This is a genomic window from Caulobacter sp. GW821-FHT09B11, from assembly GCF_059418205.1.
The window spans coordinates 13,632-33,007 of record NZ_JBWKPK010000005.1; the positions used below are offsets into that span (position 1 = coordinate 13,632).

The following is a 19,376-nucleotide window of genomic DNA, read 5'->3' on the forward strand; positions in this document are numbered from 1 at the left end:
GTCGCTCTCTCTAGAGCGATGCGGGCTCGCGCGCCAACACCGGAGCCTTGAAATGACTGCCGATCCGCGCCTGATCGTCCCGCTGGACCTGCCCACGGTCGCCGATGCGCGGAACATGGTCGACCAGCTCGGCGACGCGGTGTCGTTCTACAAGATCGGCCTGGAGCTGCTGGCCACCGACGGCATGAGCTTCGCCGGCGACCTGAAGAAGGCCGGCAAGCAGGTGTTCCTGGACTGGAAGCTGCACGACATCGGCGCGACGGTGGAGCGCTCGGCCCGGGTGCTGGCCGGGGCGGGCTGCGACCTGCTGACCGTCCACGCCGAGCCGCAGGTGATGCGCTCGGCCGTGAAGGCCAAGGCCGGCTCGGACCTGAAGATCCTGGCGGTCACCGTGCTGACCAGCCTGACCGACGCCGACCTGATCGAGATGGGCTACGCCTTCAGCGCCCGCGCCCTGGTCGAGCGTCGGATTCGCCAGGCCGTGGAATGCGGCGTCGACGGCATCGTCTCCTCGCCGCATGAGGCCGCCCTGGCCCGCGAGATCGGCGGTCCGGACTTCCTGGTGGTGACGCCGGGCGTGCGCCCCTTCTGGTCGGCCAAGAACGACCAGGCCCGCGCCGCCACCCCCGCCGACGCCATCGCCGCCGGCGCCAGCCACCTGGTCTGCGGCCGCCCGATCACGGCGGCGAACGATCCGCGCGAAGCGGCGCTGAAGGTGATCGGGGAGATGGCGGGGGCGTAGGCCTCGCCTATCCCCTACTTCCCGTCATTCCCGCCCTTGTGGCGGGAAACCCTCTGTCAGCCGCAGGTGCGGATGGGGCGGCGTGCTCAGCACGCCGCTTGCACTTCACCTGCGGGCGGAACCAGGGGTTCCCGCCACAAGGGCGGGAATGACGGGAGTTGAGGGGAATGGGCCTACGCCCAGGCCCCATACGGATCCACCGACTCCTTGCCCAGCGCCTGAGCGACGGCCGGGTGGGTCAGCTTGCCGGCCAGGACGTTGAGCCCCCGCGCCAGGTGGACGTTGGTCTTCAGCGCGTCCAGGCCCTTGTCGGCCAAGGCCAGACCGAACGGCAGGGTCGCGTTGCCCAGGGCTTCCGACGAGGTGCGCGGGGCCGCGCCCGGCATGTTGGCCACGCAGTAGTGGACGACGCCGTCGACCGTGTAGGTCGGCTCGGCGTGGGTGGTCGGGTGGCTGGTCTCGAAGCAGCCGCCCTGGTCGATCGAGACGTCGACCAGCACCGAGCCCGGCTTCATCTTCGAGAGGTGCTCGCGACGCACCAGCTTGGGCGCGGCCGCGCCGGCGGTCAGCACCGCGCCGATGATCACGTCGGCCTTGAGGATCTCTTCCTCCACCGCGGCGAAGGTCGAATAGCGGGTCAGGATGCGGCCCTGATAGAGGTCGTCCAGTTCGCGCATGCGCGGGATCGAGCGTTCCAGCACCACGACCTCGGCGCCCAGGCCGGCGGCCATGCGGGCGGCGTTGGAGCCGACCACGCCGCCGCCCAGCACCACCACGCGGGCCGGCGGCACGCCGGGCACGCCGCTCAGCAGCAGGCCCATGCCGCCATTGTGCTTGAGCAGGGTCTCGGCGGCCGAGAACACGGCGATACGGCCGGCCACTTCCGACATCGGGGCCAGCAGCGGCAGGCCGCCCTTGGCGTCCGTCACGGTCTCGTAGGCGATGGCCGCGCAGCCCGAAGCCAGCAGGCCCTCGGTCTGGGCCGGATCCGGCGCCAGGTGCAGGTAGGTGAAGAGGATGTGGCGATCGGTCAGGCGCTCCCACTCGATCTTCTGGGGCTCCTTGACCTTCACGATCATCTCGGCGCCCGCGAACACCGCGTCGGCGTCGGGGGCGATGGTCGCCCCGGCCTTGACGTAGGCGTCGTCGGCATAGCCGGCGCCCAAGCCTGCGCCCTGCTGCACCAGCACCTGGTGGCCGTGGGCGACATATTCGCGGACGGCTGTGGGGGTCAGGCCGACCCGGTGCTCGCCCGGTTTGATCTCGGAGGGGACGCCAACGCGCATGATGTTTCCTCGCTTTATCGCTTTAACGCTGGTGTACGCCTCTCCGTTCGCAGGTTTCTTGGTTCTTTCGTTCGTGAGATAACGGTGTATGCAGGAATCTTGCGCGAAAGGGCCGGTTCGTTGAAGAAATCCCCGGTGACGCTTGACGTCTTTGACCGAAAGATCCTCCGCCTGCTCCAGCGCGAGGGTCGGGCCAGCTATGTCGACATGGCCAGGGCGGCCAATCTGTCGGAATCGGCCTGCCTGCGGCGGGTGCGGGCGCTGGAGGATTCCGGGGTCATCGGCCGCTACGCCGCGGTGATCGACGAGCGGGCCGTGGGCCTGCCGCTCAGCGTCTTCGTCACCGTCACCCTGTCGTCCCAAGCCGAGGCCGCCCTGACCGCCTTCGAGAAAGCGGTGGCGAGCGTGCGCGAGGTGGCCGAGTGCTACCTGATGACCGGCGGCTCGGACTATCTGCTGCGGCTGGTGGTGGCCGACGTCGACGACCTGGAGCGGGTGCACAGCCAGGAACTGACGCGGATCCCGGGCGTGGTGCGGGTCAGCTCGTCGATCGCCATGCGCACCGTGGTCAAACGCGTCGAATTGCCGCTTTAGCGACAGCGTCAGCGTTGCCGGGGGATTAACCCTCCCGCGGATAGGGTCTGCCCCGACATTCACTGGCTTCGGGGGAAGACCATGTTTTCACGACGCACCCTGTTGGGCGCGCTGGGCGTTGGCCTGGCCGCGCCCGCCATCGCCTACGCCGAAGGCCTGCACGCGCCTTCGCTGCCGGCGGTGACGCCTGCCGCGCGCAAGGCCCGCCGCGTCACCAAGGCGCTGGCCACCCAGCCGGCCGACAAGGCCGCGCTGGACAAGGCCGTCGCCGGCGTGCCGCCGATGGAAGGCCAGGAAGGCCACGGCGCTCCGGCCGGCCCGACCCAGGTCTCCGGCGTCAGCGTCGAGCCCGTTCCCGCCGTCAGCCCGGACGAGGCCCTGGGCCGACTCAAGCACGGCAACGCCATCTTCGCCCGCGGCGGCGCCAGCCTGGTGCTCCCCTCGGCCGCCCGCATCTCCGAGATGGCCGGCGGCCAGAAGCCGTTCGCCGTCGTCGTCGGCTGCAGCGACAGCCGCACCGCGCCCGAACTGATCTTCGACTGCAATCTGGGCGAACTGTTCATCGTCCGGGTGGCCGGCTCGACCGTCGGCCCCGAGGGCCTGGGCTCGATCCTCTACGCCGTCGAGCACCTGGGCGCGCCGCTGGTCGTCGTGCTGGGCCACACCAAGTGCGGCGCCGTTGGCGCGGCCGTGGATGTCGCCACCAAGCACGCCCACCTGCACGGGGCCTTGCAGGACATGGTGTTGCCGATCCTGCCGGCGGTGTTCGACGCCGACGCCGAGCATCCCGCCGACCTGCAGGACGCCGCCATCCGCCGCAATGTCCGCAACACCGCCGCCCGCCTGAAGGTGGCCGACGGCACGCTCGCCGAGCGCATCTCCAAGGGCCGGCTGAAGATCGTCTCGGCCTGCTACGACCTGTCGACGGCGCAGGTGAAGTTCGACGTCTGAGACCGTGGTCCTCGCCTTTCGACAAGCTCAAGGTGAGGACCATTTTCGACGCTGGTGGTCAGTAGAAAACCTCATCCTGAGCCTGTCGAAGGACGAGGTTTTCGGTTCCCCGAACTCGCTCTCAAAAACATCATTGAGATGCCGTTGACCCCCGCTCGCGCTTAGGTTCAAGTCCCCCCAAACCTCGCTGTTTTCGCATGCGATTTGGGAGAGACGACGGATGTCGACGGACGAGACGCCGCAAGGCAGCGGCACGGCCAAGTCCTCCGTCTGGACCCGTCTGAAACCCCACCTGCTGACCCCGGCCGCGGCCGTGGCGGCGGTCGCCCTGGTTCTCGGCTTCGGCGGCGGCTTCGTGGCGGCCAAGACCGCCGATCTCGGCTGGTTCGGCGGCGGCGGCGGCGGCAAGGCCTCGGCCAGCGGCGGCGCCGTGAAGGGCGAGGCCTGGTCGCTGTTCGGCAAGCCGCGCGACGCCGGCGCCCGCCGGCGCGGCGTTCCCAAGCCCGAAGGCTTCGCCGTCTGGCGCACCCGCATCGACAGCTCCGGCGGCGATCCGCTGGCCTGCATCCAGATGAGCCGGGACCTCGACCCGTCCAAGACCTATGCCGACTTCGTCATGGTCTCGCCCGACCTCGGCCGCACCCCGGCCGTGCGGGTCAAGGGCGACGAGCTGTGCGTCGGCGGGATCGGCTTCACCGACCACCGCGTCACCCTGCTGAAGGGCCTGCCCGCCAAGGGCGGCGACACCCTGGGCGCCAACGCCGACGTCGACTTCACGTTTGGTGAAAAGCCCCCTTATGTCGGCTTCGCCGGCGACGGGGTGATCCTGCCGCGCGAGGAGTCCGACGGCGTCGCCATCGAGACCATGAACGTCTCCAAGCTGGCCGTGGAGGTCTGGCGCGTGTCGGACCGCAACCTGGTCCGCAAGTCGATCAGCGCCCCCGATCCCACCGGCGAAGGCGACTGGAACAGCGACTACGGCGACGACAGCCCCAATGACGACGGCCGTCGCATCTGGAAGGGCGAAGTGTCGGTCGACGGCGCGGCCGGCCAGAAGGCGACCACCGTCTTCCCGCTCGGCGCGGTGCTGAAGGAAATGAAGGCCGGGGCCTATGTCATCAAGGCCCGCGACGCCTCGGGCGGTCGCGATCCCGACGGCGAGGGCGACACCCCGCCAGCCCAGGCCCGGCGCTGGATCGTGTTCACCGACATGGCCCTGATCGCCTATGACGGTTCCGAGGCGCTGGACGTCGTGGTCCGCTCGCTGAAGACCGCCAAGACGGTGTCGGGCGTGCGCGTGGCCCTGGTCGCCCGCGACGGCGAGCCCCTGGCCGAGGTCAAGAGCGACGCCGACGGCCGCGTGCGCTTCGCCCGCCCGCTGCTGGAAGGCGAAGGCGCCGAGCGCGCCAAGATGGTCATGGCCTATGGCCCGCAAGGCGACCTGTCGGTGCTCGACCTCGACCGCTCGCCGGTGGACCTGTCCAAGCAGGGCGTCGGCGGCCGCACCGAGAGCGAGGGCGGCCGCGAGGCCAAGACCGACATCGACGGCTGGCTCTACGCCGACCGCGGCATCTATCGCCCCGGCGAGACCGTGCACCTGACGGCCATGGTCCGCGACCGCCTGGCCAAGGCGGTGAACGACCGCAAGGGCTACATCCTAGTCAAGCGCCCCTCGGGCGTGGAGTACAAGCGCTGGTGGTTCGGCCAGGCCAACGCCGGCGCCGTGCCGATCGACATCGCCCTGCCCCGCAGCGCCCCGCGCGGCCGCTGGACCGCCGAGCTGCACATCGAAGGCATCGAGGCCTCGTCCGGCTCGCTGAACTTCAGCGTCGAGGACTTCGCGCCCCAGCGGCTGGCGGTCACCGCCACCGGCCAGGAGAGCGCGCCGGTCCGCATCGGCGAGACCCGCCAGATCGACGTCTCGGCCCGCTTCCTCTACGGCGCGCCGGGCTCGGGCCTGCAGACGCAAGGCGAGGCCCGCCTGCGCCGCGACACCGATCCCTTCCCGCAATACAAGGGCTTCGAGTGGGGCGACGCCCAGGAGCCGTTCGACGAAAAGCTGATCGAGCTGGGCAACACCGTCACCGACGGCGAGGGCCGGGCGGTTCTGAACCTGGCGACGTCCGACGTCGGCGAGACCGGCCAGCCGCTGGTCGCGGCCGTCACGGCCTCGGTGTTCGAGCCCGGCGGCCGTCCGGTGCGCGAGGGTCTCGAGATCAAGGTACGCGGCAAGCCGGTCTATTACGGGGTCAAGATCGAGCAGGGCGAGGCCAAGAACGGCGATCCGCCCGTCAGCCTTGAGATCATCGCCGTCGACGCCGCCGGCAAGCGGATCTCGACCACCGCCAACTACACCCTGATCAGCGAGAACTGGAACTACGACTGGTTCCAACAGGACGGCCGCTGGCAGTGGCGGCGCACCAGCCGCGACGCCGTGGTCATGAAGGGCGCGCTGAACCTCTCGGCCGGCCAGGCGGGGCGCGTGAACCGCCGCCTGGGCTGGGGCGACTACCGCCTGGTGGTCGAGGGCGCCGACGGCAGCAAGACGATCACCCGCTTCTCGTCGGGCTGGGGCTCGCCGGCCAAGGACGCCGAGGCCCCCGACTATGTCCGCGTGTCGGCCGGGACCAAGGCCTATGCGCAGGGCGACACCGTCGAGATCACGCTGAAGGCGCCCTATGCCGGCCAGGCCCAGGTCGCCGTGGCCACCGACCGCCTGATCGACTTCAAGACCGTGTCGGTCGGCGAAAACGGCGCGACCGTGAAGCTGAAGACCAGCGCCGCCTGGGGCGGCGGGGCCTATGTGATGGTCACCGTCATCCAGCCGCGCGACCCGGTGGCCTCGCCCAAGCCCAAGCGGGCCCTGGGCCTCGTCTACGTGCCGCTGGAGCCGAAGGGCCGCAAGCTGGTGGTCGACATCGGCACGCCGGCCAAGATCGACTCCAAGGCGCCGGTCGAGATCCCGCTGAAGGTGCAGGGCCTGGGCTTTGGCCAGAAGGCCCGGGTCACCGTCGCGGCGGTGGACGAGGGCGTGCTGCGCCTGACACGCCAGGAAAGCCCCGATCCGGTGAAGTGGTACTTCGGCAAGCGGGCCCTGACGCTCGACTACCGCGACGACTACGGCCGCCTGCTCGACCCGAACATGGGCGCGCCGGCCAACGTCAACTTCGGCGGCGACGAGCTGGGCGGCGAGGGCCTGACGGTCACCCCGATCAAGACCGTGGCCCTGTGGTCGAGCGTGGTCGAGACGGGCCTGGACGGCAAGGCGGTGATCAAGCTGCCGCCGGCCGACTTCAACGGCGAACTGCGGATCATGGCGGTGGCCTGGACCGACGAGGCCGTCGGCTCGGGCTCCAAGGCCATGACCGTGCGCCAGCCGGTGGTCGCCGACCTCAACCTGCCCCGCTTCCTGTCGCCCGGCGACAAGCCGACCGCGACGCTGGAGCTGCACAATGTCGAGGGCAAGCCCGGCGCCTACACCGCCGAGGCCAGCGCGTCGGGCGGGCTGAAGGTCGCCTTCAGGAAGGTGATCACCCTGATCCTGGGCCAGCGCGTCGCCGAGAAGATCCCCTTCCTGGCGCCCGACGTCACCGGCATCGGCAAGATCGGCTTCAAGGTCAGCGGCCCCGGCTTCTCGACCGCCAAGGACTATCCGATCCAGACCCGCCTGGGCTGGGGCGACGTGGTGCGCACCACCACCGAGCTGCAGGCGCCGGGCACGACCTACACGCCCAACTACCAGTTGCTCTCGGGCCTGGCGGCCGGGGACGTGACGCTGCAGGTCAGCTACTCGCCGTTCAAGGGCTTCGACCCGTCGGCGATCGCGGTGGCTTTGCAGCGCTACCCGTACGGCTGCACCGAGCAGCTGGTCTCGACCGCCTATCCGCTGCTCTACGCCCAGAGCGTCTCCAGCGACCCGAAGCTGAAGCGCACCCCGGCCGCCCTCGCGGGCGCGGTGGGCCGACTGCTCGATCGCCAGACCCTCGACGGGGCCTTCGGCCTGTGGCGGGTGGGCGACGGCGAGGCCGACGCGTGGCTGGGCGCCTACGCCACCGACTTCCTGCTGGAAGCCAAGGCGCAGGGCGTGGCCGTGCCGGACGAGGCCCTGGACAAGGCCTTGAACGCCATGCGCCAGATCAGCCGTCCCGACGGCTGGAGCTCGGTCTCCTACCGGCTGGAATATCCGGCCTGGTGGGGCCGCACTCCCGAGGAGAGCAAGAAGGCCACCGAGCGCATGCGCCGCCGCGCCAGCGCCTACGCCCTCTACGTCCTGGCCAAGGCCGGACGCGGGGACCTGGCCCGCCTGCGCTGGTGGCATGACGTGCAGATGAAGGACGAGGACCAGCCGCTGGCGAAAGCCCAGGTGGCCGCCGGCCTCGCCCTGATGGGCGATCACGCCCGGGCCCGTTCGGCCATGCGCCAGGCGGTGAACTCGCTGAACTGGCGCGACGAGTACGACTGGTACCAGAGCCCGCTGCGCGACGTGGCCGCGGTCACGGCCCTGGCGGTCCAGGCCGGCCAGACCGACGTCGCCGCCCGCCTGCAAGGCCGCCTGGAGAACGTGGTCAAGGATCCCGACGCCCTGAACACCCAGGAACAGGCCCAGCTGCTGTTCGCCGCCCACCAGCTGATGAAGGCCGCCGGCCCGATCAGCATCGACGCCCAGGGCGTGATCGGCCTGCCCCCCGCGGGCGGGGCGCCGCGCTGGGCGGTGGGCAAGCTGACCGACGCCCGCTTCACCAACAAGGGCAAGGGCGCCCTGTGGCGGACGGTCAGCGTGCGCGGCACGCCGATCCTCGCCCCCGGAGCCTCCAGCAACGGCCTGACGGTGAGCAAGCGCCTGTTCACGATGAGCGGCGGCGCGGTCGATCCCTTCGCCATCCGCCAGGGCGAACGGGTGATCGTGCTGATCCAGGGCCGGTCTCTGCAGGCTCGCTCGACCGCCCTGGTGGTCGACGACGCCCTGCCGGCCGGCTTCGAGATCGAGGCCCCGCTGGGCGCCGACGACGCCCAGAACGGACCGTTCAAGTTCCTCGGCGAACTCTCCAGCCCCGACGCCCAGGAAAGCCGCGACGACCGCTACATCGCCGCGCTGGACCTGGAGGGCAACAAGCCCTTCGCCATGGCCTACATCGCGCGGGCCGTGACGCCGGGCGAGTTCTTCCTGCCCGGGGCCGTGGCCAAGGACATGTACCGCCCGAGCATCGCCGCCCGGTCGGACGCCGGCCGCACGACGATCGCGGGGCAGTGATGCTCAGCGTTCTCCCTTCCCCCTCGATGGGGGAAGGGCCGGGGATGGGGGTGACAGCGCTTGAAGGTGAAGCGCCGTGACTGCCGCCGTCTCCGAAGCCACCCCCACCCCTGCCCCCTCCCCCATCGAGGGGGAGGGGAAGGCCCCGCTGATCACGCGCATCCTCACCGGCTTCCTCGCCGCCCAGGTCGTGCTGTTCGCGCTCAGCGCCGCCTTCCCGCCGGACATGGGCCGCGCCAAACGCTCCTCGCCCGTCGTGCTGGGCGAGCGCGGGGCGTGGCTGCGCGCCCTGCCGGTCGAGGACGGCCGCTGGCGCGTGCGGGCCGACCTCGAACGCACCGACCCGACCTTCCTCAGGCGCCTGGTCGCGGTCGAGGACGCCCGCTTCCGCTGGCACCTGGGCGTCGACCCGATCGCCCTGGTCCGCGCCACGGGCTCGGCGATCGTCCATGGCCGGATCAGCAGCGGGGCCTCGACCCTTTCCATGCAGACCGCCCGCCTGCTGGAGCCCCGGCCGCGCAATCTCGGCTCCAAGCTGATCGAGATGGTCCGCGCCGTGCAGCTGGAGAGCCGGCTGAGCAAGGACGAGATCCTCGCCCTCTACCTGACGCTCGCCCCCTACGGCGGCAATCTGGAGGGCGTGCGCGGCGCCAGCCTCTCCTATTTCGGCCACGAGCCGTCGAGCCTGACCGACGGCGAGCAGGCCCTGCTGATCGCCCTGCCCCAGGCCCCCGAAGGCCGCCGCCCCGACCGCCGGCCGGAAGCCGCGCGGGAGGCTCGCCGGGCGGTGCTGGACAAGATGGTCCGCGCCCGCGTGCTGACCGACATCGCCGCCGTCGAAGCCGAGGGCGAGCCGATCCCCCGCCGCAGCGTCTTTCCGGCCATGGCCTGGCACCTGGCGGGCCAGCTGGCCGCCGCCGCGCCAGCCAGCCAGCCCAGCGTCGCCAGCACGATCGACCCGGATCTCCAGTCACGCCTGGAGCCGATGGCCGCCGCCGTCGCCGCCAGCCAGGGCCCCGAAGCCACCGCCGCCATCATCGTGGTGCGGATCCGCGACCGCGCCGTGCGGGCCCTGGTCGGCTCGGCCGGCCGCGACCGGCCCGGCGGCTGGGTGGACATGACCCGCGCCGCCCGCTCGCCCGGCTCGGCCCTGAAACCCTTCGTCTACGCCTTCGCCTTCGACGACGGCGCCCTGGCCCCCGACACCCAGATCGACGACGCCCAGACCCGCTTCGCCGACTACCAGCCGGAGAACTTCGACCGCGTCTTCCACGGCAAGGTCACGGCGCGCGAGGCCCTGGCCTATTCGCTGAACGTGCCGGCCGTCGCCACCCTGGAGAAGATCGGCCCCGAGGCCTTCACCGCCCGCCTGGAAGCCGGCGGGGTCAAGCTGCTGCGGCCCAAGGCCGAGGTGAAGGCGGCGGGCCTGGCCCTGGCCCTGGGCGGCGCCGGCATCACCCTGCGCGACCTCGTCACCCTCTACGCCGCCCTCGGCGACGGCGGGGTGGCCAAGCCGCTGGCCTACACCGTGGACGAGGCCAAGGCCCGCGAACGCTCCGGCGGAACCCGCATCGCCCGGCCCGAGGCTGTGAACCAGGTGCTCGACATCCTGCGCGAGGCCCCCGGCCCTCGCGGCCGCGCCCCCTCGGCCCTGACCCGGGGCGGACCGGCCATGGCCTTCAAGACCGGCACCTCCTACGGCTTCCGCGACGCGGTGGCGGCTGGAGTCGTGGGCGGCCACGCCATCCTCGTCTGGACCGGCCGCGCCGACGGCGGCGCGCGCGGCGGGCTGACCGGGCGCGACGCGGCTTTGCCCCTGCTGTTCGACGTCGCCGACCTGGTGGGCGCTCCGCCCACCGCCCCGCGTCCGATCGCGCCGAAGTCGGCCCCGGGCGCCTTGCAGCGTCTCCAGACCTTGGCCGACGAAGGTCCGCGCCTGATCTTCCCGCCGGACGGAGCGACGGTGCAGGTCGAGGGGCTGGGCAAGGGATCGCGCGGCCTCGTCCTGGCGGCCGGCGGCGAGAACCTGTCGTGGTACGTGAACGGCGCCCCGCTCTCGGAAGACACGGTCAGCGGCAAGCCGGTCTGGCGCCCCCCGGCGGCGGGCTTCTATCGGCTGCGCGTGGTCGACGCCCAGGGCCGGGCGGCCAGCGCCCGGGTGCGCATCAAGGCGCCGGGCTAGGCTTTCGCCGGCTGGGCCTTGAACGGCGCGGCGCGGACGATCGCCACCGTGGCGACCAGCAGCAAGGCGCCCACGGCCAGGGCCGTCAGCAGCTGGGGATCGGGCTTCCAGTAGCCGAGATTGCGGGCGGCGAGATAACCGGGCGCCAGGACCGACACCACCCACAGCGGCGCGGTGATCGTGTTGGCGGCGTGGAAGGTCCAGTCGCGCATGCGGGTCATGCCGGCGGCCATCGGCACGAACGGCCGCAGCGGGCCCAGATAGCGGGCGACCAGCAGGGCCAGCACGCCGTAGCGGCGGGTGTAGAGGCGGGCGCGGGCCACGGTGCGGCGGTGCCGGGCCACGGCCGGATGGCGCACGGCCCTGGCGCCGATCTTCTGGCCGATCAGATAGGAGATGGCGTCGCCGGCGGCCGCGCCGATGCTGCACCAGACGATCACCTCGACCGGATGCAGCGAGCCGGTGGCGATCAGCGCCCCGGCCGTCAGCATCACCGCCATGATCGGGATCAGCACCCCGACCAGCATCAGGGCTTCCAGCAGAGTGACGAGCGCCAGGATCGCGCACACCAGCAGGCGGTGCTCGACGACCATCTCGTGCAGGGTCTGAAGGAAGGCGTCCATGCGCTCACCGTGCCGCAACAAGGTGACGAACAGGTAAGGGCGAACGCGGTTTTTGTAAGGTGCGGCGATACGGCGCGGGGTGCTTGCGACTAGATGCTCCCCCTCTGGGGGAGCTGTCGCGGAGCGACTGAGGGGGTCTGCTCGGCATCGGCCGGCGCTACCCCCTCCGGCCCTCCGGGCCACCTCCCCCAGAGGGGGAGGATCTGGAGAGCCCTACTCCGGCTTGCCCGCCAGCACGCGCTCGTAGTCCTCGATGCTGGCGATGCCGACGTTCAGGTCCGTCACCAGGCCGTTCGACAGCGAATAGACCCAGCCGTGGACGGCCAGGTTCTGGCCGCGCGCCCAGGCGTCCTGCACGAAGACGTCCGAGGCGACGTTGCGCACCTGGCGGATGACGTTCAGCTCGCACAGGCGGTTGAGGCGGTCGCGCTCCTCGGGGATGGCTTCCAGCTCGTGCTTGTGCTCGGCGTGGACCTCGCGGATCGGGTGCAGCCAGTGATCGACCAGGCCCCGGCGCTTGCCGTCGATGGCCGCCGCCACGCCGCCGCAGCCGTAGTGGCCGACGACCATCACGTGCTTGACCTTCAGCACGTCGACCGCGAACTGCAGCACGGACAGGTAGTTGGCGTCCTGCGGCGGGGCCAGGTTGGCGACGTTGCGGTGGACGAACAGCTCGCCCGGATCCAGGCCGACGATCTCGTTGGCCGGAACGCGGCTGTCGCTGCAGCCGATCCACAGGTACTCGGGGCTCTGCTGGTTCTCCAGGCGCTTGAAGAACTCGGGATCGACCTGGGTCTTGCCCTTGGACCAGTTGGCGTTGTTGGTTTTCAGATCTTCAAGCATCGGCGGCGTCCGGCTGGAGGCTGGGGTGAGCAGCGGCGAAGGCGGGATGGTCGGCGGCGCGGTCGGCGGCCGCGACGATCCGCGGGAAGGGTGAAAGGTCGATCTTGAACCGGCGCGCGCCGTAGACCTGCGGCACCAGGCAGATGTCGGCCAGGGTCGGCGCGTCGCCATAGGCATAGGTTCCGCCATGGGCGGCGACGGCGGCCTCCAGGGCGGTGAAGCCCTCGTTCAGCCAGCGGGCCATCCAGGCGGTGCGGGCGGCCTCGTCCTGGCCGCGGGCGGCGAGCTCGCCGGTGACCCGCACGTTGTTCAGCGGATGGATGTCGCAGGCGATGGTCTGGGCCATGGCCCGCACCCGCGCCCGGCCCAGCGGATCGGCGGGCAGCAGCGGCGGCTGCGGATGCGTCTCGTCCAGCCATTCGAGGATGGCCAGGCTCTGGGTCAGCACGACACCATCGCCGATCGCCAGGGCCGGCGTCAGGCCCTGCGGGTTGAGGTCGAGATACGGCCCCTGCCGCTGCTCGCCCTTCAACAGGTTCACCGGGCTCTGGTCGTAGGCCAGGCCCTTGAGATTGAGGCCGATGCGCACGCGATAAGGCGCGGCCGCCCGCCAGTAGCCGAACAGCGTCAGGGTCACGGCTTCCGCCCTCCCGTCAGACCAGGGTGAAGGCCAGGGCGCCGACGCCGTCGACCTCGCCGACGATCTTGTCGCCCTTGACCACCGCGGCGACGCCCTCGGGCGTGCCGGTGAAGATCAGGTCGCCGGCCGCCAGGGTCCACAGCTTGCTGGCCTCGGCGATGATCTCGGGGATGTTCCAGATCATGTCGGCGATCAGGCCGGTCTGGCGCTGCACGCCGTTGACGGTCAGCCAGATGGCGCCGTCCAGCGTGGCGTCCGCGACCGGGCGGATGGCCGAGATCGGGGCGGAGAAGTCGAAGGCCTTGCCCGCTTCCCAAGGCTGGCCCTTGGCCTTGGCCGCGCCCTGCAGGTCGCGACGGGTCAGATCCACGCCCACGGCGTAGCCGAACACGTGGTCCAGGGCGTCGTCGACGGCGATGTCGGCGCCGCCCGACTTCAGGGCGATCACCAGCTCGATCTCGTGGTGCAGGTCGGCGGTGCGCGGCGGATAGGGCACGTCTTCCAGCAGCGGCGCGACGGCGTCGGCCGGCTTGGCGAAAAAGAACGGCGGATCGCGCTCGTCGCCGCCCATCTCGGCGCGGTGGGCGGCGTAGTTGCGGCCCACGCACAGGATGCGGCGAACCGGGAAGAGCGCATCGGTCCCTTCCACCGGAACCGAAGCTTGGACGGGCGGGGGGAAGGCGAAGGTCGTCATGGCCGCCTGCTTAGACCCAAACGCTCGCGATCGGAACCCCGGCCGAAAACGACGAACCGAACGCCGTTCGTCGGGAACCCGACAGCCTAAACGTTCTTTCACTTGCCCATGGTTGCGCCGTCGAGTCATGACGAAGTGGGGACTGTGGCGTTAACACTAGGGGGCGGCGAGCGACGATGCTGATCATCGAAAATCTGACGCATGTGTACGGCAATGGCGTGCGGGCCCTCGACGAGGTCAGCCTGACCATTCCGCGCGGCATGTACGGCCTGCTCGGCCCCAACGGCGCGGGCAAGTCGACCCTGATGCGCACCATCGCCACCCTGCAGGCCCCGACCTCGGGCCACATCCGCTTCGGCGACATCGACGTGCTGAAGGATCCCGAGGCCCTGCGCCGCGTGCTGGGCTACCTGCCGCAGGACTTCGGCGTCTATCCCCGCGTCAGCGCCTACGACATGCTCGACCACATGGCCGTGCTGAAGGGCGTCGCCAACCGCAAGGAACGCAAGGACACCGTCGAGAGCCTGCTGGCCCAGGTGAACCTGTGGAACGTCCGCAACAAGGCCATCGCCGGCTTCTCGGGCGGCATGCGCCAGCGCTTCGGCATCGCCCAGGCCCTGATCGGCGACCCGCGCCTGATCATCGTCGACGAGCCCACCGCCGGCCTCGACCCCGAAGAGCGCAACCGCTTCCTCAACCTGCTGGCCGAGATCGGCGAGAACGTGGTGGTGATCCTCTCGACCCACATCGTCGAGGACGTCTCCGACCTCTGCCCGGCCATGGCCATCATCTGCGACGGCCGCATCGTGCGCGAGGGCGCGCCCACCGACCTGATCCGCCAGCTGGACGGCCGGATCTGGAAGAAGACCATCGACAAGGCCGAGCTGGAGGACGCCAAGGCGGCCCACCAGGTGATCTCGACCCGGCTGTTGGGCGGCCGCACCGTCATCCACGTCCTCGCCGACCAGGATCCGGGGCAGGGCTTCGCGCCCGTGCCCGGCGGGCTCGAGGACGTCTATTTCTCGACCCTCGCCACGACCCGCTGCGCGGCGTAGGGGGCGCGAGATCATGTTCGGCAAGATCGCGGGCTTCGAGTTCCGCTACCAGCTGCGCTCCCCGGTGTTCTGGGTGGTGGCGGTGCTGTTCTTCCTGCTGACCTTCGGGTCGGTGACCATCGACCAGATCTCGATCGGCGGCGGCGGCTCGATCCACAAGAACGCCCCCTTCGCCGTCGCCCAGACCAACCTGATCCTGTCGATCTTCTACATGTTCGTGACGACGGCCTTCGTGGCCAACGTCATCGTCCGCGACGACGAGACCGGCTACGGCCCGATCCTGCGCACCACCCGCATCGGCAAGTTCGACTATCTCTACGGCCGCTTCGTCGGCGCCTTCCTGGCCGCCGCCGTGTCGTTCCTGGCCGTGCCCCTGGCGATCTTCATCGGCTCGCTGATGCCGTGGATCGACCCGGAGAAGCTGGGTCCCAACCTGCTCGACGCCTACGTCTTCTCCTATTTCGTCCTGGCCCTGCCGGCCCTGCTGCTGACCTCGGCGATGTTCTTCGCCCTGGCCACCGTCACCCGCTCGATGATGTGGACCTATCTGGGCGTGGTCGGCGTCATGGTGGTGTGGATCATCGCCAACATCGCCCTCGACAAGCCCGAGTTCGAGCACGGCGCGGCGCTTTGGGACCCGCTGGGGGCTAGCGCCTTCAGCCTGGCGACCAAGTACTGGACGGCCAGCGAGCGCAACAGCCTGATCCCGCACCTGACCGGCCCGCTGCTGTTCAACCGCCTCTATGTCCTGGCGCTGTCGGCGGGCTTCCTGGCGACGGCCTACGGCCTCTTCCGGTTCCAGTCGGCCGAGCTTTCGGGCCAGCGCAAAGCGCCGCGCTCCAACGGCCTGCCGCCGCCGGTCGAGGTCATGCCGGTCATCAAGCCGCTGGCCAAGCCGCGCCACGACCGCACCGCCGCCCTCGCCCAGTTCATCGCCCGCACCCGCTTCGACATGGTGCAGGTGCTCAAGAGCCCGGCATATTTCGTGCTGCTGGCCCTGGGCCTGTCGAACGCCTCGGGCGCCCTGTGGTTCGCCACCGAGGCGGCCGGCTACGGCGGCGTGGTCCACCCGGTCACCCGCGTCCTGCTGCGGCCGCTGATGGGCTCGTTCAGCCTGATCCCGATGATCATCGCCATCTACTACGCCGGCGAACTGGTCTGGCGCGAGCGCGAGCGGCGCACCCACGAGATCGTCGATTCCACCCCCGTCGGCGACTGGGCCTTCGTCGCCCCCAAGCTGGCGGCCATCTCGCTGGTGCTGCTGTCGACCCTGCTGGTCAGCGTGCTGGCGGCGGTCGCCAGCCAGCTGAGCCACGGCTACGACCGGCTGGAGCTGGGCAAGTACCTGCTGTGGTACGTGCTGCCGCAGAGCGTCGACTGGATCCTGCTGGCGGTGCTGTCGGTGTTCCTGCAGGTGCTGAGCCCGCACAAGTTCGTCGGCTGGGGCCTGATGGTGATCTACATCGTCGCCACCCTGACCTTCAGCAACCTCGGCTTCCAGCACAACCTCTACAACTACGGCGGCGTCCCCGACGTGCCGTTCTCCGACATGAACGGCCTGGGCAAGTTCTGGATCGGCGCCTGGTGGTTCCGCGCCTACTGGAGCGCCTGCGGGGTGCTGCTGGCGCTGCTGTCCTACGCCCTGTGGCGACGCGGGACCGAGACGCGGCTGCTGCCGCGCCTGCGACGCCTGCCCCACCGCCTGCGCGGCGCCAACGGGATCGCTTTCGGCGTCTTCCTGGCCGCCTTCGCGGGCCTGGGCGGCTTCATCTTCGTCAACACCAACGTCTGGAACGAGTACCGCACCAGCCTGGACGACGAGCGCTGGACGGCCGACTTCGAGAAGGCGCTGCTGAAGTACGAGGCCACGCCCCAGCCGAAGATCACCGGCATGAAGCTGGACGTCGACCTCTACCCTCGGGAGCCCAAGGCGGTGACCCGCGGCGCCTACGTCTTCCAGAACAAGACCGGCCAGCCGATCAAGGAGATCCACGTCCGCTTCGACCGCGACCTGGTGGTGCGCGGCCTGTCGATCGAAGGCGCGCGGCCCAAGCAGACCTTCGAGCGCTTCAACTACCGGATCTTCGCCTTCGACACGCCGATGGCCCCCGGCGAGACCCGCCGGATGAGCTTCATCACCGAGCGCAGCCAGAAGGGCTTCCGCAACGGCGGCAACGACACCCGCGTGGTCGCCAACGGGACCTTCCTCAACAACATGGAGATCGCGCCGATCCTGGGCATGTCGCGCGAAGGCCTGCTGCAGGACCGCGCCAAGCGCCGCAAGTACGGGCTGCCGCCCGAGCTGCGCATGGCCAGGCTGGGCGACGTGCCGAGCCGGCAATTCAACGGCCTGCGCAAGGACGCCGACTTCGTCGCCTCCGACATCACCGTGACCACCGACGGCGACCAGACGCCGATCGCGCCCGGCAGCCAGGTCTCCGAAAGGGTGTGGAAATCGGGGAACCACGAGCGCCGCACGGTGCGCTTCGTGGCCGACGCCCCGATCCTGCCGTTCCTGTCGATCCAGTCGGCCCGCTACGCCGTCTCGCGCGAGGCCTACAAGGGCGTCGACCTGGCCGTCTACTACGACCCGCAGCACGCCTGGAACATCGACCGCATGCGCACGGCGATGAAGGCCTCGCTCGACTACTATCAAGCCGAGTTCAGCCCCTACCAGTTCCGCCAGCTGCGCTTCCAGGAGTTCCCCGCCTACGCCGACTTCGCCCAGGCCTATGCCGGCACGATCCCGTGGTCGGAGGGGATGTTCTTCATCGCCGACTACCGCGACCCCGAGAAGATCGACATGGTCACCTATGTCGGCGCGCACGAGATCGGCCACCAGTGGTGGGCCCACCAGGTGCTGGGCGCCGACCAGCAGGGCTCGACCATGCTGTCGGAAACCTTCGCCCAGTACTCGGCCCTGATGGTCATGAAGCGGATGTACGGCGAGGCCCGGATCCGCAAGTTCCTGAAGTTCGAGCTCAACAGCTACCTGCGCGCGCGGGGCGGCGACGTTCTGGAAGAGCAGCCGCTGGCCCGGGTCGAGAACCAGGGCTACATCCACTACCGCAAGGGCTCGCTGGTCATGTACAGGCTGCAGCACGAGGTGGGCGAGGAGACCGTCAATCGGGTGCTGCGCAAGCTGATCGCCGACCACGGCTTCAAGGGCGCGCCCTATCCCACCACGCTGGACTTCCTGGCCGCCCTGCGCGCCGAGGTCCCGGCCGACAAGCAGGCCCTGGTCACCGATCTCTTCGAGAAGATCACGCTCTACGACCTGAAGACCAAGAGCGCCTCGGTGAAGAAGCGCGCCGACGGCCGGTTCGACGTCAAGCTCGTGGTCGAGGCCCGCAAGATGTACGCCGACGGTCGCGGCAAGGAGACCGATGCGCCCCTGAGCGAGGCGCTGGACGTCGGCCTGTTCACCGCCGAGCCGGGCAAGGCGGGCTTCGAGCAGAAGAACGTCGTCGCCTTCGAGCGCCGGCCGATCCGCACCGGGACCCAGACCCTGACCTTCGTGACCAAGGTCGCGCCGCGCTGGGCGGGGGTGGATCCCTACAACCTGGTGATCGACCGCAACGGCGACGACAACGTCATCAAGACAGCGAACTGAGGCGCTCTCTAAGTTCGTCATCCCGGAAAGCGCATAGCGCTTATCCGGGACCCAGGGGGACTGGACACGCCGCCTAGGTTCGCCGCCCTCCCGGCGGCCGGCGCGGTGCGGCGGCCCCTGGGTCCCGGCTCTCCGCTTCGCTGCGGCCGGGATGACGAACTGTGGAGCGGAGATAGCGGGCAAAGAAGATCCCCCGGCCTTTCGATCGGGGGATTTCCGTATTCAGGCCGAAGCCTAGTCCTTACTTCAGGCCGTTCTTCAGGCCTTCGGCGTGGTTCAGGTGCTCCTGCACCTTCGGCGCGGTCTCGGCGGCGAAGGTCTTGATGGCGGCGACGTCGCCGTCCTGGGCGTAGCGCTGCAGCAGGTTCAGGGCCGCCTGGTGGGCGTCGACCTGGTCGTCGGCGTAGGTCTTGTCGAAGTCTTTGGCGTCGGCCTTGTTCAGGTCGTCCAGCTTGTCCTGCAGGTCCGACGGCAGGGCGGTCGGCAGGGTGATGCTGACGCCCGAGGCGGCGATGGCGGCCTTCAGGCCCGCGCTGGTGGCGGTGTGGGCGTCGATCATGTCCTGGGCGAACTTCTTGACCTCGGCGTTGGTCGAACGCTTCAGCGCGACCTTGGCGGCCTCGATCTCGAACTGGTCGCTGGAGGCGGCCTTGGCGGCGAAGTCCGGGGCCTTGGCCTCGTCCGACGGGGTCGGGACGGTGGCGGCCGGGTTGGCGTCCGGAGTGGCGGCCTGCTCGGCCGGGGTTGCGGCGCCCTTGGTCTCTTCCTTCTGGCCGCAGGCGGCGAGGCTGAGGGCGGCGAAGGCGGCGCCGACGATGAGGAGCTTGCGGGTCATGGCTTTCTTTCCCTGCGCGTTTTTCTGGGCAAGAAGGGTCGGCGTCGCGCGTCGCCGTGTGGCAGCA

General features: G+C 70.2%; 13 protein-coding genes. 7 read left to right on the forward strand and 6 right to left on the reverse strand.

Annotated features, from left to right (window positions below; genetic code table 11):
- The first annotated feature begins 52 nt into the window (after window positions 1–52).
- Window positions 53–742, forward strand: coding sequence for an orotidine-5'-phosphate decarboxylase (gene pyrF, locus AC07N1_RS04650; RefSeq protein WP_494670739.1), 690 nt, complete (start codon window positions 53–55; stop codon window positions 740–742).
- Between the two features lie 173 nt (window positions 743–915).
- Here the strand turns inward: pyrF and ald are convergent, their stop codons facing one another.
- Window positions 916–2,028, reverse strand: a complete 1,113-nt coding sequence (ald, locus tag AC07N1_RS04655) for an alanine dehydrogenase (RefSeq protein ID WP_494670740.1) — start codon at window positions 2,026–2,028, stop codon at window positions 916–918.
- A gap of 120 nt (window positions 2,029–2,148) precedes the next feature.
- Here ald and AC07N1_RS04660 point away from each other — a divergent pair, with 120 nt between their 5' ends.
- The 4 genes from AC07N1_RS04660 (at window position 2,149) to pbpC (ending at window position 11,006) form a co-directional block, all read left to right on the forward strand.
- Window positions 2,149–2,622: an Lrp/AsnC family transcriptional regulator gene (locus AC07N1_RS04660; RefSeq protein ID WP_110122207.1), complete on the forward strand. Its 474-nt coding sequence runs from the start codon at window positions 2,149–2,151 to the stop codon at window positions 2,620–2,622.
- A gap of 81 nt (window positions 2,623–2,703) precedes the next feature.
- Window positions 2,704–3,573, forward strand: coding sequence for a carbonic anhydrase (locus AC07N1_RS04665; RefSeq protein ID WP_494670741.1), 870 nt, complete (start codon window positions 2,704–2,706; stop codon window positions 3,571–3,573).
- Window positions 3,574–3,793: 220 nt separating this feature from the next.
- Window positions 3,794–8,824, forward strand: coding sequence for an alpha-2-macroglobulin family protein (locus tag AC07N1_RS04670; protein WP_494670742.1), 5,031 nt, complete (start codon window positions 3,794–3,796; stop codon window positions 8,822–8,824).
- Between the two features lie 76 nt (window positions 8,825–8,900).
- Window positions 8,901–11,006 carry a penicillin-binding protein 1C gene (gene pbpC, locus AC07N1_RS04675; RefSeq protein WP_494670743.1) on the forward strand — a complete coding sequence of 702 codons (2,106 nt, stop codon included), beginning with the start codon at window positions 8,901–8,903 and terminating at the stop codon, window positions 11,004–11,006.
- On the opposite strand, the gene AC07N1_RS04680 is transcribed toward pbpC, so the two are convergent.
- The 4 genes from AC07N1_RS04680 to AC07N1_RS04695 form a co-directional block, all read right to left on the reverse strand.
- Window positions 11,003–11,629, reverse strand: a complete 627-nt coding sequence (locus AC07N1_RS04680; RefSeq protein WP_494670744.1) for a DedA family protein — start codon at window positions 11,627–11,629, stop codon at window positions 11,003–11,005. The genes pbpC and AC07N1_RS04680 overlap by 4 nt on opposite strands.
- 213 nt (window positions 11,630–11,842) lie before the next feature.
- Window positions 11,843–12,472 carry a carbonic anhydrase gene (locus AC07N1_RS04685; RefSeq protein ID WP_494670745.1) on the reverse strand — a complete coding sequence of 210 codons (630 nt, stop codon included), beginning with the start codon at window positions 12,470–12,472 and terminating at the stop codon, window positions 11,843–11,845.
- On the reverse strand, window positions 12,465–13,109 hold the full coding sequence (gene maiA, locus AC07N1_RS04690; RefSeq protein ID WP_494670746.1) for a maleylacetoacetate isomerase: 645 nt from the start codon (window positions 13,107–13,109) through the stop codon (window positions 12,465–12,467). Before maiA ends, AC07N1_RS04685 begins: the two co-directional genes overlap by 8 nt.
- A 16-nt stretch (window positions 13,110–13,125) precedes the next feature.
- Window positions 13,126–13,806, reverse strand: coding sequence for a fumarylacetoacetate hydrolase family protein (locus AC07N1_RS04695; protein WP_494670747.1), 681 nt, complete (start codon window positions 13,804–13,806; stop codon window positions 13,126–13,128).
- 176 nt (window positions 13,807–13,982) lie between these two features.
- On the opposite strand from AC07N1_RS04695, the gene AC07N1_RS04700 reads away from it, so the two are divergent.
- Window positions 13,983–14,861, forward strand: coding sequence for an ABC transporter ATP-binding protein (locus AC07N1_RS04700; protein WP_494670748.1), 879 nt, complete (start codon window positions 13,983–13,985; stop codon window positions 14,859–14,861).
- A 13-nt stretch (window positions 14,862–14,874) separates the two neighbouring features.
- Window positions 14,875–18,474 (forward strand): ABC transporter permease/M1 family aminopeptidase, encoded by a 3,600-nt coding sequence (locus AC07N1_RS04705; RefSeq protein WP_494670749.1) that lies wholly within the window; start codon window positions 14,875–14,877, stop codon window positions 18,472–18,474.
- Between the two features lie 241 nt (window positions 18,475–18,715).
- Here the strand turns inward: AC07N1_RS04705 and AC07N1_RS04710 are convergent, their stop codons facing one another.
- A complete protein-coding gene (locus AC07N1_RS04710) occupies window positions 18,716–19,309 on the reverse strand; it encodes a DUF4142 domain-containing protein (protein WP_494670750.1) in 594 nt (197 codons plus the stop codon).
- Between the last annotated feature and the right edge of the window lie 67 nt (window positions 19,310–19,376).